This window comes from Shewanella woodyi ATCC 51908 (assembly GCF_000019525.1).
In the GTDB taxonomy this organism is placed as follows: Bacteria; Pseudomonadota; Gammaproteobacteria; order Enterobacterales; family Shewanellaceae; genus Shewanella; species Shewanella woodyi.
This window is the reverse complement of sequence record NC_010506.1, coordinates 5,831,599-5,846,291: the sequence shown is the minus strand read 5'-3', so window position 1 is coordinate 5,846,291 and position 14,693 is coordinate 5,831,599. Positions and strand designations below refer to the sequence as shown.

Here is a 14,693-nt window from a genome sequence, read left to right as displayed (position 1 = left end):
TATATAAATTCAATCTTTATTCATTCCACTCTTAAAATGTAAGCTCTTTAAAGCTTGCGATCTGCTTAAAGTTGCCGGTGCGTTGATCTGCTGAGCGAACCATCTGCAGAGTGCGCATTCCAGCTTCTTCTGCCGCTTTTAGCTCTTCAATCACATCTGAGATAAAGAGTACCTGCTTAGGGGCTAAGCTGATGGTATTAATTATATTGCAGTAAGCTTGCTTAAACAGTTTATTACCAGTGCGGGTGTCAAAGTGGCCATCAAAGTGTGGCGTTAAATCACCGCCATCGCTGTGGCTAAAGAGTAACTTTTGAGCTTCTGCTGAACCAGAAGAGAAACTGTAGATTCGGATGTTTTGCTGCTTTATGGACTCAATCGTATCGATAAAGTCAGGGAAGATATGGCCAGTAAACTCGCCTCGGGCATAACCTTGTTTCCAGATCAGACCTTGAAGTGTTTTCAAAGGAGTTGCCTTACGATCCTCTTCAACCCATTGTTGTAGGATCTCAACCACACGTTCAAGTGAAGCATCTGGCTCAAGGGCAATATCTCTAACATCACAGATGCAGTTATCGACTAAGACATTGGTTTCATTTTCTTTTAGAAAGTCGGGTAAGGCTTTAGCTGAATACGTAAAAAGCGTGTCTTTAATAAAGTTAAGATCGGTTGTCGTACCTGCTGTATCTACAACTATGGCTCTGATACCCATGATGTCTGCTTACTCCACAATCTGATTCTGTTAAGTGCTCATATTGGCACTGCTCAGATCCTAAGCCGAAACGACGACTATTGCTAGTGAATTATGTCTTCTGGCTAGTATGTATTTAAGCTTTTGAGACTGCTTTTATTCAATTTTATGTAGCCTCTACTGCTATTGCAGTTAATAAGGTCCATTAAAAGGTATTTTACCGCTTATCACTTTTATTTACCGTTTGTCATGTTTTAAGAAAATAAGTTTAGTTAATTAATATTATCTAACTCAAGCGAAAGCTTAGTTTAAATGAAAGTCAAATAACTATTACTTTAAGGATATAAAAATGAAAATTGAAAATACTGTAGAGCTTAAGTCACAACTTGGTGTCGCTGGAACTTCTCAACTACAAGTAGTTGGTGGCCCAATCTGTATCGGTGTGATGGTTGTTTTAATTGCACATTAATAATTTAACTAAGGAGAATAAAATGAAAATTGAAAATACAACAGAGCTTAAATCACAATTTGGTGTGGCGGGAACTTCTCAACTGCAAGTAGTTGGTGGTCCAATTTGTATCGGTGTAATGGTTGTTTTAATTGCACATTAATAAGTTAATTAAGGAGAATAAAATGAAAATTGAAAATACAACAGAGCTTAAATCACAATTTGGTGTTGCGGGTACTTCTCAACTGCAAGTAGTTGGTGGCCCAATCTGTATCGGTGTGATGGTTGTTTTAATTGCACATTAATAAGTTAATTAAGGAGAATAAAATGAAAATTGAAAATACAACAGAACTTAAATCACAATTTGGTGTGGCTGGAACTTCTCAACTGCAAGTAGTTGGTGGCCCAATCTGTATCGGTATCATGGTAGTGCTAATTGCACACTAATAATTTAACTAAGGACCATAAAATGAAAATTGAAAATACAGTAGAACTTAAATCGCAATTTGGTGTGGCGGGAACTTCTCAACTGCAAGTAGTTGGTGGCCCAATCTGTATCGGTATAATGGTAGTGCTAATAGCACACTAATAATTTAACTAAGGACCATAAAATGAAAATTGAAAATACAGTAGAACTTAAGTCGCAATTTGGTGTGGCGGGAACCTCTCAACTGCAAGTGGTTGGTGGCCCAATCTGTATCGGTGTCATGGTTGTACTGATTCAAGCATAAACAATAAATGGGTCGCTGACTTGCGTTTACATTATGTTTGCAAGTTAGCTCCCCCCTCATATTTATTATAAGGAGAGATAAAGTGAAGTTTAATAATAAATTAGAAAGCTTTATGGACAATCCGTCTAGCTGGGAAGGTACTGTTCATCGCATGGAGGAGAGTCGTAAAACTAACCTTGATTTCGAACTTGTACATAAATTAAAAGAGATTATTGTTGAAGAGAAGGAGATGGATATAGATAAAGTTTCAAATGCCATCAAGGAAAGTTATGGTGCCGTTATTGATAGCATAATTTCAGAGGGGCTCAATAATATGGGAGTCGATGATTTTTATGTTTATCCTATTGCTGGGCACACCACATTTTTTGCTCAAAGGATCATTTTGGATAGTAATGATCACTTTGATTTAAGTATTGATATTATAGATAGTGGTTTGTTAAATAAATACAAAGCACAGAGTAAGATGAACCTTAAAGAGAGAGGGATTTCATTTTATGGAAGGGAGACTCTTACTTACTTTATAAAGTCTGGCGGTATGAATATCTCTAACTGGTCACATGATACTCCAACTAAAGATTTAAAAGATGCTAGTTGTCAGTCAGATGGTGATAGAAAAGTTAATGATGGCGATGTTGTTTATAAAAAGGCAAATGAAACATATATGTTTGAGTCATCAACTGATAATGCTATTGCTATCTCATTGGAGTTAAAGAGAAATAAATCCCCATTAAGCTTAATGTTCTCTGCCTATGATTATCAATTGAAATTTCAAAACCCATCGGATGAGGTTGATTCTAGAGTACAGCTGCACATTTCACTATTGAAAGCCATGAACTGTATTGAAGCTGTACCGACAATTAAGAAGTTTTTATCTCATCCACAACATTACATACGTTGGTATGCGATGCAGCAACTGCTTGGGTTAGATGCCCTTTTAGTTCTTGAAGAGTTAGAGCTTATGGCTAAATCTGATGTGCATGAAGAGGTGCGATTTGCAGCCACACAGACTTGGAATTTAGTTCAGGAACAGTTACTAAAAAAGGCATCATAATAGGCTTATGCTAAGAAAAGTCTTAGTTTATAAATGCGGCTATCTTGATGGCCGCGCCTTTGTTTGTATTATTTAGTATCTAATTTTATTAACTTTTTATAAAGGGTTACATCATCACGGTCTCTATGTACAACATCTTAGGTTAAATCTTTCTTTACCGAAAATCATTTAAATAGACCGATTTTCACTTTTCAACAATACGTATCAGAAATGATTGATAGTCTTATATTAATCCAAATACACAGATTAATTGTTACTTTTTTATTGAAACTATTTTCTGTAATTAGCCAAATAAAAGTAGGGAATATTATTATGCCGTTGAAATTTGATTTAAATGAAATCACAGAGTCAATAGAGTTAGATGACTGCTATGAACAGCTAGTTGAGAGCAAATTCGACTCATCAGATGATGAAAGTTTTCAAACAGTAGCTCCAATTTTAAAGAAGTTAAATAACAATAAAACATTTTTACCTGAGATATTAATGGCAGAGCTTGAGAAGCACTGTGATGTGCAAAAGCAAACTAACAAATATACCCCTCAAGTTATTATGCTTAAACCAGCCTCAAAAGGTATCAACTTTTTTATGAGGGCTAATATTTGGCTAGCAAAGAATGATCCATTACTGACTACATCTGGTGAAAAGTCTTTCTTCTATCATGTACCACATGATCATAACTTCAGCTTTCTAACTTCAGGTTATACAGGGCCTGGCTATGCTAGTGATTACTATGAGTATGATTACTATGATGTTGTTGGGTACCCAGGCGAGCCTGTTGATCTTCGTTTTATAGAGAGAAAGAATTTAACAGAAGGTGAAGTGATGTTATATCGAGCATATAAGGATGTTCATAATCAACTGCCTGCTGACGAGTTATCTGTTTCTCTAAATATAATGCCATCAACTATGTTTGCTCATTTAAGGCCTCAATATGTGTTTGACGAGACCTGTTCAAAAATTGCTAATAGTACAGTGACCTCTAACTCTTCTGTTGAGCCTATTTTACATCTTATTGCAGAGATGCGAGACGATAAAAGTCGTGAGTTTATGGAGCGTTATGCCGTAACCACTTGTGTTGAGGAGGATAGGTTTAGAGCCGTTAAGGCATTAGTTTCAGTAGAGAGTGATGCAGATAAAAAATCTGAGTTGCTGGAGTCTTTAGGTATTAAGTCAAAGTCTAAGCTTGTTGCTGAGCTTAGCCGTCAACACCAATCTGTTTTAGGTTTAGTTTAATATATTTTATTGAGGATAATACTATGTTTATATCGAATTTTGGTTCTGGAAAAATGGTTTTACTTTTACCGCTATTGTTTGCTATCTATTTTTTACCATCAATTATTGCGGTATTGCTTAACCGCGAGCATAAAGGAAAAATTATGGCTGCAAACATTCCTGCAGGGATATCTTGGATAGTATGGTTTGGGATTTTAGCATGGGCTATTTCAGGTAGAGAAAAGGTAAAGTTTTGAAGATAATTCTAGTAAGCGTTTAAACTTGAATGTGAAGTTTAAGCGCTTATTTATTTTTGTTGTAACCGGCTTTCTTCTTACTTCTCTGTTCCATATTTAGTCGATAATCCCTCCACATCTTTTCTTCAGCTAATATTTCACTCTTACCGTTTTACCGAAAATCATCTTATGTGACCGTTTATCACTTTTCAGACATTGTATTGAGTTGTTTTTGCTATTTTTCCTTTATGTACTTTTAGTTGAGAGAAAAATCTTATGACAACAGTAAACACAGTATTGGATGCATTCGTTGCACCTAGTGCTCTATTTGAAAGGTTTGAGTATAACCAGCGGCAAAGCAGTATTGTTTTAGTGATTCTGTTTGGGCTGATCCTAGCTAGTTATTACCTGTTTTTTGCAGGGATGACAGATGAGTGGTTACTCGCTCAACAATTGGGGCAAGTTGGTGATTTGAGCATTCAGGAGCGAGAGATTGCACAGGAGATGATGACGAAAACTTTACCATATACCTGGGCCTTTGTTGGTGGAATGACTATTGTCGGCCATCTTTTCACTGTCCTAGGCTTGAGTGCTTTTTTCACTCTTATAGCAAAGGTGCCGAGCATAGGTATCGGCAAGTTTACTTTTAGAGATTGGTTCTACTTTATCTCTTGGTGTCAGCTACCCTGGATCGTTAACTATATTGGGTTTTCATTTCTTTTCTTAAGCTCTTCAGCATCAGATCTGCCTTTATCGTTAATGCACTATGCATCTTTGGAGCAGCTATTTCTCAACCTGAGTGCTAACGACTCTGCATATGGGTTGTATACCACATTGAACCTGTTTTTAGTTTGGTCGATAACTATCTCAGTTTTAGGTTTGAGGAAGTGTTTTAACATGAAGCCAATGATGGCGATATTTATCTCTGCTTTCCCATATTTTGCATTCTTTGGGATCTGGTTTCTGTTTATTTAACTTGCTCTTAATGAGAGCTTGGAGTTTAAGATGAAAAAAATATTATCGTTTGCATTTATTTTACTTAGCGTCTCTCTTTTGATCTTGGTAAGTAAAGAGAAATCTCTATCTGACGGTCTTGTTGTTGATACTCATGTTGTTTCAGAAGATAAAATTAATGACACCATTTTGGCATCTGGCAACTTAAGGTTTGCCAGTGAAATTCAGATCCGTTCAGAGGTTACTGGCATTGTTGATCAAGTTTACGTTAAGGAGGGGCAACTTGTAGAAAAAGGTGACCTTCTTATGGAGTTAGATCCAGAAATCTTTATTGCTGAGGTTCGAAAAGCTCGTGCTTCTGTTGAGATTCAGCTCATTGAGATCCAACGATTAGAGGAGCTAGCCAATGAGGCCGCTCGACGTGCTGGGCAGTATCGAGAGTTATTGGGTAAAGGGTTAACGGATCAAGATACTGCGGCACAATTACAGAGCCAGTTGAAAGTTGCCAAGATTAATGTGAGAGCGGCAAAACAGGGATTGGAGCAATATAAAGCTATCTTAGCTCAAAGTCAGAGCCGCCTTGATAAGTCTCGTTTCCATGCCGCAATTGATGGTTTGATCTCTACTGTTGATATTAAAGAGGGAGAAACGGTTATTGCTGGGACAACCAATATTATAGGTAGCCCGCTAATGACTTTGGCTGATGTTGACTCTTATGTCGCTCAGATCAGAGTGGATGAAGCTGATGTTGCTAACATTGAACTTGGTCAGGAGGTCGAGGTATTTGCTGCTGCAACCCCACAAATGGCTTCCTTGGGACGGATATCCTCAATTAGTACATCTGCCAGAAAAGATGGTGTGAATAAGGGCCTTTACTACAAGGTAGAGGTGATGCTTCAAAAAGAGCAGTTCGCATACCCAGGTATGAGCTGTCGTGCCGAGATTGTTTTAGCCCGTTCAGATGTTGAATTAATTATACCTATCGCTGCGGTAAAACAGTTTGATGGTAAAAGTTATGTTTGGGTGGTTGAGGAGAATAAAGCTGTAAGACGAAATATTCAGCTTGGTTTGTCTACTGACACTGAGCAGATAGTGCTATCAGGGCTGAGCAATAAAGAAGTTGTCATTGTTGGGCCTAGTCGCCAAGTCAAAGCGTTAAAAGAGGGCGCAGAGGTACAGCATAAGGAGAGTTACCATGCATCACTCTAAACCTGTTATCCAATTAAAAGGTGTGACTAAAACTTATCAAATTGGTGATGAAGGTTACACCGCGTTGAAAGGTGTCGACCTCTCTATTCATACTAATGAGTTTGTTGCTATTACTGGTCCTTCGGGGTCAGGAAAGTCTACCTTGATGAATATTCTTGGGTGCCTGTCGACGCCAACAACTGGTGCTTATCAACTTAATAGTCAAGATGTGGCTAATTATGATGAGGATAAATTAGCTCACGTTAGAAACTATTCTATCGGGTTTATTTTCCAAAGTTTCAACTTGTTACCTAGACAGAGCATATTACAAAACGTGATACATCCTCTTAAGTACCGTGCTATGTCATCGAAAGAACGTAAAAGCCGAGCTTTGAATGCTTTAGAGAAGGTTGGACTTGGAGATAAAGTTAAGTCACTTCCGAGTCAGTTGTCTGGAGGACAGAGACAAAGAGTTGCCATAGCGAGAGCTTTAGTGACGGAGCCTGAAATATTGTTAGGTGATGAACCAACAGGAAACCTGGATAGTAAGACAACCCAGGAGATTATGGCGTTATTTGATCAGCTACACGCTCAAGGTCAAACAATTGTATTGGTGACCCATGAGCAAGATATTGCAGAGCATTGTCAGCGAGAGATTCGATTGGTCGATGGGCTATTAGCATCGGATGTATCAAAGAGTAAAGTGGAGTGGGGGTTAGCATGCTAAATAGAGTATTTCATAGCGCATATGAGGGCACTGTGGCTGCGATTGAGTCTATTTTTGCCCATAGTTTTAGAAGTGCACTGACCACACTAGGTATTATCATTGGTGTTGCTGCTGTAATTACTGTTGTTTCTATTATGGAGGGGTTGAGCCAAGGTGTTGGCAACCAACTTAAGGATTTAGGCAGTGATATGGTGACCATAAAAGCCCACACCAATACAGAACTAGAGATGCTTGGGGTAACGAATCAGTTAACCTATGACGATTACCTGTTAATTAAGAGTAAGGTGCCTGGTATTAAAGAGATTGCAGCTAAAATGCGAGCATTTAGTTTTGGTTCAGAGGCGAGGTTTGGTCAATACAGTACTCATACACAAGTTATTGGTACAGAAAGTGATTATCAAAATGTAGTGAATATTTTTCCACTCGAGGGGCGTTTTCTTTCGAATACTGATGACATAAAACGTAGACGAGTTGTATTTGTTGGTAGTTCCGTGTTAAAAAAGTTAAATCTTCCGCAACATCCTGTTGGTGAATTTATATTGTTGGGAGGTGAATGGTTCAAAGTTATTGGTGTTGCAGAAACTAGAGGAAGCTTATTTGGCTTCGATCAAGATAACTATATTATCGCACCTTTCAGCACTATACGTTCATTAAATGGATCGGATCGCACCAATAATATTGATATTGTTTTTCGCCCTGAAGCGGGGGTTGATTTAACTTTGCTAAATGAAAGAGTTCGTAATTTATTAAGAAGCAAATATCGATTAACCGAGCAAGACCAAGATTTTTTTGAATTTGAAACCGCTGAGAGAACACGTAAACAATTTAGTGATATTACAGATTCTATTACCTACGTTGCTGCCGGAGTTGTTGGTATTAGTCTAATTGTTGGTGGCATAGGGATTATGAACATCATGCTTGTATCTGTTACAGAGAGAACCAAAGAGATTGGGATAGCAAAAGCGCTTGGTGCTACCTCCAGAATTATTTTGACTCAATTTTTAGTTGAGGCCAGTGTATTAGCTCTTTTTGGAGGGATTGTCGGTATCTTATTAGGTTACCTGCTTGCTGGTGTTGTATTTATGTTCATGCCTGTCATTGGTTCTTTGTCAGTACCTACATGGGCTATTTGGCTTGCACTTGGTTTTAGTGGAACAATTGGTGTTGTATTTGGTATTGCTCCTGCAATTAAAGCTTCAAAACTGGATCCGATAGATGCCTTACGCTATGAGTAGCACTGTTGAACCTAATTGGTTTGTAAACTATTACCGAAATAGCCGTAATACAAGTAAGAGTTACCGTGCAGCCATGCTTATTATGTTTTGGCTGCATTTTATTTTGACTTGGTCTGTGATGCTTTCGCTCATCGAGGTTCCAGATCGCCACTATAACGACATTATCCTCCGCTCTTTTCTAGAAGCTTCATTACTTGTCGCTGTATGCCATTGCTTGATTAGACCCTATCTCAGAATGAATTTAATCGGTTCAAGTGTGGATATTAAAGGTTCACTTAAAGGACTCCTATATGTCGCTTTAATCTCCTTTATCTATTTTTTGTCTTCCTACAGTATGGGACAGATGAGCTTTTTAAAAGGAACAGATATTAGTCAAATCCAAGTGATTACTCAAAAAGGAGAGTTGGGTGGAGAAGTAACCCTATTAGCCATCGCTATTATCGGTACTTTAGAGTCTTTCGCGACCCTATTTTTATGGAGTGTTGCTTACCTTGTATGGCAGTTTCATAAGAATAAGAAGGAGTTGCAGGTTCAAGTTAATGAAAGTCAAATTCAGCAGCTAACTAATCAATTAAGCCCGCACTTTCTGTTTAATACCTTAAATAGCATTAGAGCGTTAATTTTTGCTGATCAAGAAAAAGCAGCTGAAGTTATTACTCTTCTTTCTGATCTTCTACGAAATCAGATGCAGTCACAAATTCAAATTCAGTCAACTTTAGAGCAAGACTGGTTACTCACCTCTAAATATTTAGCTATTGAGAAAGTACGTTTTGATAAGCGATTAGAGTTAACCGTGGATCTTGATGAGAGTACTCTGCTGGAGCAGATCCCGACACTAACTTTACTGACATTAGCGGAGAATGCCATAAAACATGGTATCTCAACTAGTAGCAAGCCTGGTTTTATCCATATTAAGAGTCAGACTATAACGCCAAATATGTGGCGCTTGTCTGTTACAAATAGTGTTTACTCCCCTAAAGATCAACCTGGTACACGAGTTGGCCTACACAATGTAAAAAAACGATTAGAGTTGATGTTTGCCAGACAATATAAGTTTGCCAGTGCTTTAGATAATGAGCAATTTACCGTTTCAATGGAGCTTCCCCATGTTAAAAGTACTAATCGTTGACGATGAGTATTTAGCTCGCTTAGAGCTAACCCGTCTATTAAGTAAGTATGTCGATATTGAAATTGTTGGCGAGGCGGAAGATGGACATCAGGCACTAGAACTATTAAAAAAAACCTCTGTTGATTTAGCCTTTGTTGATATACAGATGCCGGAGATGGATGGCCTTGAGTTTGCTAAGCAGGCTGAGTCTCAGCAGTTTCAGTTAGTTTTTTGTACCGCATTTAGTGAGCATGCGGTAGATGCGTTTGAGCTGAATGCATTTGATTATATTGTTAAACCAATTATGCCTGAGCGGCTAGAGGCTGTATTAAATAAAGTCCGTCTTATACAGGAAACCCATGATGAGACTGAACAGGATGATATTCAGTGCTTACCAGATAATCATGGCCTGTTATTGAAGTTTGGTTCCGATTATAAGATTGTCAGAATCAATGAAATTTGCCGTTTTGAGTCTTTGGGAAATCATGTGGCTGTTTACTCTGATTCAGGTAAATCTTACCTCCATATCTCACTCTCTAAAGTAGAGAAGAAGCTTGATCCCGCAGTTTTTTTTAAAGCCAGTCGTAGCGATATTGTCCGTGTTGATCAAATTGACAAAATTGAGGAGGGAATGGCATCTGGAAGCTTGCAGGTGCATATGAACAATGGGCAAGAGATCGATGTTAGTCGAAGACAGGTTCAGCTATTACGTAAGATATTTAGTATCGATAGTTTCTGATTGATTCAAAATCACCTAAATCATGGAAGATAACAACATGCTAAAAACGCTAATGTTTAGCCTGAGCTTACTTTTTGTACTTGTGCTAAATATCGCTTCGGTTAATGCTCAAAGCAGTGCTGGACAGGAGCTAATCACTACGCTTGATGTCGCCACTTCATACTCTGATAAGCCTATCACTTTTAATGTGACCTTACCTCCGAGTTACTTTAATAACAAAGATAAACGTTATCTTGTGCTATTTGACTTTCATCCCCGTAGTCAGGCATATCTTAATGGTATGCACGATTGGATGAGCCACAATGGTGATTGGCCATGGTTGGAAACGATTATCGTCACCGCGCCCGATGGCGATAAAACTCTGGGTGAATTAAAAGAGTTAGCCATTGAGGAGAGAGGCGATACTAAGCTGCTCGACTTTATGGAGTTGGCACTATTACCGACTATCGATAAGCAGTATAGAACCAATGGCTTTCGGATCATGAATGGCTTTACTGGTAATGCTGGACTTGGCCTCTATACCTTGCTTAACCGACCAGAGCTGTTTAATGCATACTTTGTCGCAAGCCCTGTATTAAGCAAAGATTTTGCTTTTGTTATTAAAGATGCACCGAAAAAACTGGCAGCAATGAAAGGGAAGCCACGTTTTCTGTTTATGAGCACTAGTGACAGTGGCTTTGAGCAGAGGCAATTGGCTAGCTTTGCTGAGATGGAGACCATAATAAAAGCCACGGCTTCGCCAGCGTTGGAATACCATATTAAACGTTTTGATGGCAGCTATTACATGACTCAACCTATTTTGGCGACAGCCTATGGTATTGAGTTACTCTTTAATGATTACCATAAGATGCTTGAGCCTGATTCAGAGATATCAAGTAAAGGCCCACAAGCGATACTTGCTCATTATCAATATCTTACTGATGAAAAGTATGGGTTCGAAGTGCCTGCAACGGCCTCTCTCATTGCCCTTGCTAAGTATGAAGCTGATAAAGGCGGTAAAACGGCAAAAAATAAAGCGATAGCCATCTATCAAGTTGCCGTGGATGCATATCCTCACTCACATACTGCCCACCATGCTCTTGCACAAGCTTATGCTGAAGTGGGAGAGTTTGAAAGGGCTGTTACGCATGAAAAGCTAGCTTTGAAAAATACAGACCACCCCTTTTGGAGGAATAAATACACCGAGAGGTTAGTCGAATTGGAAGTAAGAAAAAAAGCGATGTAAATAAATTTGGTTTCAATGAATTGCAAACTTTAGGTGGTGTTTACGATGAAGGTCTGTATAGCTACTTTGATACATTGAGCGTTTATTCATGATCATGCTAGGTCTATAGGCCGGAATTTATTAGCTACTAAAGTTGTTGGCTGGTGAATATGTCTGTAAGTTATGATCCTCCACAATTAATTGTTGATGAGTTGTTGGTTGTGGTGAAAAATGATTTTAATTGTTGTTTGCAATGTGTTTTATTTTTGGGTGATGGTCATTAGTTAGTAAGAGGTGTGGAAATGTTAAGGAAGACGGCTTTAAGTTTACTATTGTTAGTCACTGCAGCATGTGGAGGCGGTGGGGAGTCATCTGATAATGGTTCTAACAGTGGTACTACTACACCTGTCAGTGTAACAAATGATATTACAGGAACCTGGCTAGAGTACGTTGAAGAGTTTGACTGTAAAGAGGTCTATCAATTTTATTCTGATAGCACATTTAGCGTACAAACAGGTGGGGAGTTTATTGAGGGAGTATTTACTTTTGAGAATACAGTTTCAACTGGTCAGGCGCATAAACTGGAGTTGACTTTTGAAAGTCAAAATGGGGAAGCTGATTGCCAAGGCGACCGCGGAAATATCGTGGGTCAAATAGCGACATTGTTTATTAAATTTAACAGTGATCATCAACTCAGCTTCTATGCATCAGTAGATGCTGTAGAGGTAATTACTGAACTAGATCGTAATGTGCCAATTGATACGAATCCACTATCTACGGCTATTCTCGCAGGTGAACGGGCAAGTATAAGCCTTATCCAAGAAAGCTATCAGTTAATAAACCCGCAATTACTTTATGGCCCACAGGGGATGACATTCGATGCTAATGGTGTGATTCATTGGCAACCAGACAACTTATTTTTTACTCGTGAACAAGAATATAATTTTGCAATTTCTGCTGAAAATAGTATTGAAGACAAACTATTAGTTGTTAGGGTTGTTGACGATTTGGCGCAGCAACCGTTAGTAAGAACTGGCATTGAAATCCCTTATTCGAGTAATAACTTATGGGTCGCTGACTTTGATGGGGATGGTAAAAATGAATTGTTATCTAGCAGTTCGGAGGGGGTGATAAGTTTATTGTCTCATACTGGTGCGAGCTATAGGCAAGAGTGGGTTTATCCCTACGCGCCTATAGGTGATTCTAGGACACTCAAAACTGTAGCGCAGGATATTAATCACGATAATCGAACTGATATTATTGTTTTGTCCGATCATGGTCTTTATAGAATAACTGATTTGTCTAAACCAATGGAGACAATATATGAGGACGAGACGCTCACATTTTTAGATGTCGGTGGTAATGATAATTCAAACGCGAGTTCAGATGATTTAGTTATGCTCACATTTGGGACGATGGGGCATCAGGTTCACTTAATAAACGCAAATACTGGTAAAATAAAATTTAGCTACAGCGTGTCTGCTGCAACAACACAAGTTAGATTGGCAAACGTAGATGAAGACGAGCAATTAGAGCTAGTGACTAACTCTGGCTATGTTTTTGATAGCATTTCAGGTGAGAATGAATGGCTATTTTTTTCCGGGTTTGGAGATGATATCTCACTTGGCGATATAGATGGTGATGGAGTTGCTGAAATTGTCGGGGCACCGCGTTGGGGCAAGGTCAGTGTTTATAGTGTTATATCTAAGTCTTTACTTTTTGATATGACAACTGAGAGAGATAATATTTGTACGGTAAAAACAGCTAACATTGACAGTGATCCTGATAGTGAAATTCTCATTGGTAACTGCCAGTGGGGATACATCTATGCGGTAGATGTTCAAGAAGAAAAGCCTGTAGAAGTGTGGCGTTTAGATTTAATTGAGCATAGTTCATCTTCAATTGTTACAGGTGATATCGATAATGATGGTGCGGATGAAATTGTTTGGGGTTCAGGACATACATCAAGTGGTCCTGATATTATAGCTGTTGCAGATCTTGGGGTGGAACCACAAATTGCTTGGAGTAGTGAGATAGAGCAACAATTATTAAGGTTTACCTCATCGGGTTGGGGTCAAATTTCTCCAGGTAATTTTAGTACCGTTTTTGTTGCACCGAGTTCTAGCAGCCATTCTGGCCAGCGAATTATTGTGATGGATAACCTGGGAGAATTACGTTTCAGTGACGAAACTGCCTCTAACTGGAATAGATCCAAGCATGCCAAAGTGATCGATTATAACCATGATGGTTATGCTGATATTTTCTTGGGTTCATCTGACCTTTATGATGGTTTTTTATTGGTAAAAGAACTTGATACCTTTAGAACGCTTTGGGGAGGAGAGGGAGAGCAATCAAAAGATTATGGTATTATAGAATCCTTAGATGTCGATGGTGATGGTCAAGAAGATCTGCTTGCGGTGAGCGGAACACGTATTCAATTACTTGACGTTACAGAGCAGCGATTATTTGATGAGAAGGTTTTTGGCAGCCATATAACTGATCTATTGATTTTTGAAAGAGACGGTATTAATTACTTATCAGTCAGTACCTATTCAGAAGTAATCATTTATGAAGTGAGTAACAGCAAGCTCATACAGAGGACCAGAGAAAACATTTATTGCGAACGAATTGGCTACCGAACTTCTGATGCAAGTCTTATTTGTAGTGAAGGTACTGGCTACAATAAAATAACTAGCTACGATCTCGATTTGGTACCTCGTGTAAGTATTGCCCTTGATGAAGAAGTTACTGACTTTATTGTCGTCGATGACAATGCATTGGTGGCATCAAGGAGTGGTGTTTATAGCAATGAAGAAAAGTTTTATATTTCAGAGGTTGACTTAACTACGGGAAAAATAATTTGGCAAGGACCAAATTTACTCGGGCCCATATATCCTCGGTCACTTCATTTTATAAATAAAACAGATTCTTTTGACCGAAATAGACTCACATTTTCAACTGAAAACGCTATGTACTTAACACGATAATTGACCTGTCTGCTGCCAGTTGAACATATATGCTGGCAGTAGACTACTAGGTTCTCTATTCTTCTGAGTTTTAAAAGGTTACTGCGGTAGCTCTCAACCTTTCCATTTTTTGTTTTTTTGTAGGTAAAAGGTTAATATCTCGGCGATTTTAAATATGTTTGCTGTTAAATGGATATGGCAAACGG

At 38.5% G+C, this 14,693-nt stretch carries 12 protein-coding genes; 11 read left to right on the top strand and 1 reads right to left on the bottom strand.

What is annotated here, in order from left to right; all coding sequences use genetic code 11:
- Positions 1-31: 31 nt before the first annotated feature.
- Positions 32-709, bottom strand: coding sequence for an acireductone synthase (gene mtnC, locus SWOO_RS24915; RefSeq protein WP_012327421.1), 678 nt, complete (start codon positions 707-709; stop codon positions 32-34).
- 1,240 nt (positions 710-1,949) lie between these two features.
- Between mtnC and SWOO_RS24910 the strand changes: the two genes are divergently transcribed.
- From SWOO_RS24910 to SWOO_RS24860, 11 genes are all read left to right on the top strand, one after another.
- Positions 1,950-2,918 (top strand): hypothetical protein, encoded by a 969-nt coding sequence (locus SWOO_RS24910; protein WP_012327420.1) that lies wholly within the window; start codon positions 1,950-1,952, stop codon positions 2,916-2,918.
- 210 nt (positions 2,919-3,128) lie between these two features.
- Positions 3,129-4,151 carry a transposase gene (locus SWOO_RS25685; protein WP_195742838.1) on the top strand — a complete coding sequence of 341 codons (1,023 nt, stop codon included), beginning with the start codon at positions 3,129-3,131 and terminating at the stop codon, positions 4,149-4,151.
- 23 nt (positions 4,152-4,174) lie between these two features.
- Positions 4,175-4,387, top strand: a complete 213-nt coding sequence (locus tag SWOO_RS24900) for a superinfection immunity protein (RefSeq protein WP_012327418.1) — start codon at positions 4,175-4,177, stop codon at positions 4,385-4,387.
- 255 nt (positions 4,388-4,642) lie between these two features.
- On the top strand, positions 4,643-5,341 hold the full coding sequence (locus SWOO_RS24895; protein WP_012327417.1) for a YIP1 family protein: 699 nt from the start codon (positions 4,643-4,645) through the stop codon (positions 5,339-5,341).
- Between the two features lie 30 nt (positions 5,342-5,371).
- Complete coding sequence (locus tag SWOO_RS24890) at positions 5,372-6,529, top strand: efflux RND transporter periplasmic adaptor subunit (protein WP_012327416.1); 1,158 nt, start codon at positions 5,372-5,374, stop codon at positions 6,527-6,529.
- Positions 6,516-7,235, top strand: a complete 720-nt coding sequence (locus tag SWOO_RS24885; RefSeq protein WP_012327415.1) for an ABC transporter ATP-binding protein — start codon at positions 6,516-6,518, stop codon at positions 7,233-7,235. The genes SWOO_RS24890 and SWOO_RS24885 overlap by 14 nt, the downstream gene beginning before the upstream one ends.
- A gap of 32 nt (positions 7,236-7,267) precedes the next feature.
- Positions 7,268-8,470, top strand: coding sequence for an ABC transporter permease (locus tag SWOO_RS24880; protein ID WP_229377274.1), 1,203 nt, complete (start codon positions 7,268-7,270; stop codon positions 8,468-8,470).
- Positions 8,463-9,599 carry a sensor histidine kinase gene (locus tag SWOO_RS24875; protein WP_195742837.1) on the top strand — a complete coding sequence of 379 codons (1,137 nt, stop codon included), beginning with the start codon at positions 8,463-8,465 and terminating at the stop codon, positions 9,597-9,599. The genes SWOO_RS24880 and SWOO_RS24875 overlap by 8 nt, the downstream gene beginning before the upstream one ends.
- Positions 9,577-10,317 carry a LytR/AlgR family response regulator transcription factor gene (locus tag SWOO_RS24870; protein WP_012327412.1) on the top strand — a complete coding sequence of 247 codons (741 nt, stop codon included), beginning with the start codon at positions 9,577-9,579 and terminating at the stop codon, positions 10,315-10,317. Before SWOO_RS24875 ends, SWOO_RS24870 begins: the two co-directional genes overlap by 23 nt.
- A 37-nt stretch (positions 10,318-10,354) precedes the next feature.
- Positions 10,355-11,542: an alpha/beta hydrolase-fold protein gene (locus tag SWOO_RS24865; protein ID WP_012327411.1), complete on the top strand. Its 1,188-nt coding sequence runs from the start codon at positions 10,355-10,357 to the stop codon at positions 11,540-11,542.
- Between the two features lie 281 nt (positions 11,543-11,823).
- Positions 11,824-14,508, top strand: a complete 2,685-nt coding sequence (locus SWOO_RS24860) for an FG-GAP and VCBS repeat-containing protein (RefSeq protein ID WP_012327410.1) — start codon at positions 11,824-11,826, stop codon at positions 14,506-14,508.
- Positions 14,509-14,693 lie beyond the last annotated feature (185 nt).

Coding starts and splice junctions, on each gene's coding strand:
- SWOO_RS24865 (WP_012327411.1), top strand. CDS start 10,355: ATGCTAAAAACGCTAATGTTTAGCCTGAGCTTACTTTTTGTACTTGTG.
- SWOO_RS24860 (WP_012327410.1), top strand. CDS start 11,824: ATGTTAAGGAAGACGGCTTTAAGTTTACTATTGTTAGTCACTGCAGCA.
- SWOO_RS24895 (WP_012327417.1), top strand. CDS start 4,643: ATGACAACAGTAAACACAGTATTGGATGCATTCGTTGCACCTAGTGCT.
- SWOO_RS25685 (WP_195742838.1), top strand. CDS start 3,129: ATGATTGATAGTCTTATATTAATCCAAATACACAGATTAATTGTTACT.
- mtnC (WP_012327421.1), bottom strand. CDS start 709: ATGGGTATCAGAGCCATAGTTGTAGATACAGCAGGTACGACAACCGAT.
- SWOO_RS24900 (WP_012327418.1), top strand. CDS start 4,175: ATGTTTATATCGAATTTTGGTTCTGGAAAAATGGTTTTACTTTTACCG.
- SWOO_RS24890 (WP_012327416.1), top strand. CDS start 5,372: ATGAAAAAAATATTATCGTTTGCATTTATTTTACTTAGCGTCTCTCTT.
- SWOO_RS24870 (WP_012327412.1), top strand. CDS start 9,577: ATGTTAAAAGTACTAATCGTTGACGATGAGTATTTAGCTCGCTTAGAG.
- SWOO_RS24885 (WP_012327415.1), top strand. CDS start 6,516: ATGCATCACTCTAAACCTGTTATCCAATTAAAAGGTGTGACTAAAACT.
- SWOO_RS24875 (WP_195742837.1), top strand. CDS start 8,463: ATGAGTAGCACTGTTGAACCTAATTGGTTTGTAAACTATTACCGAAAT.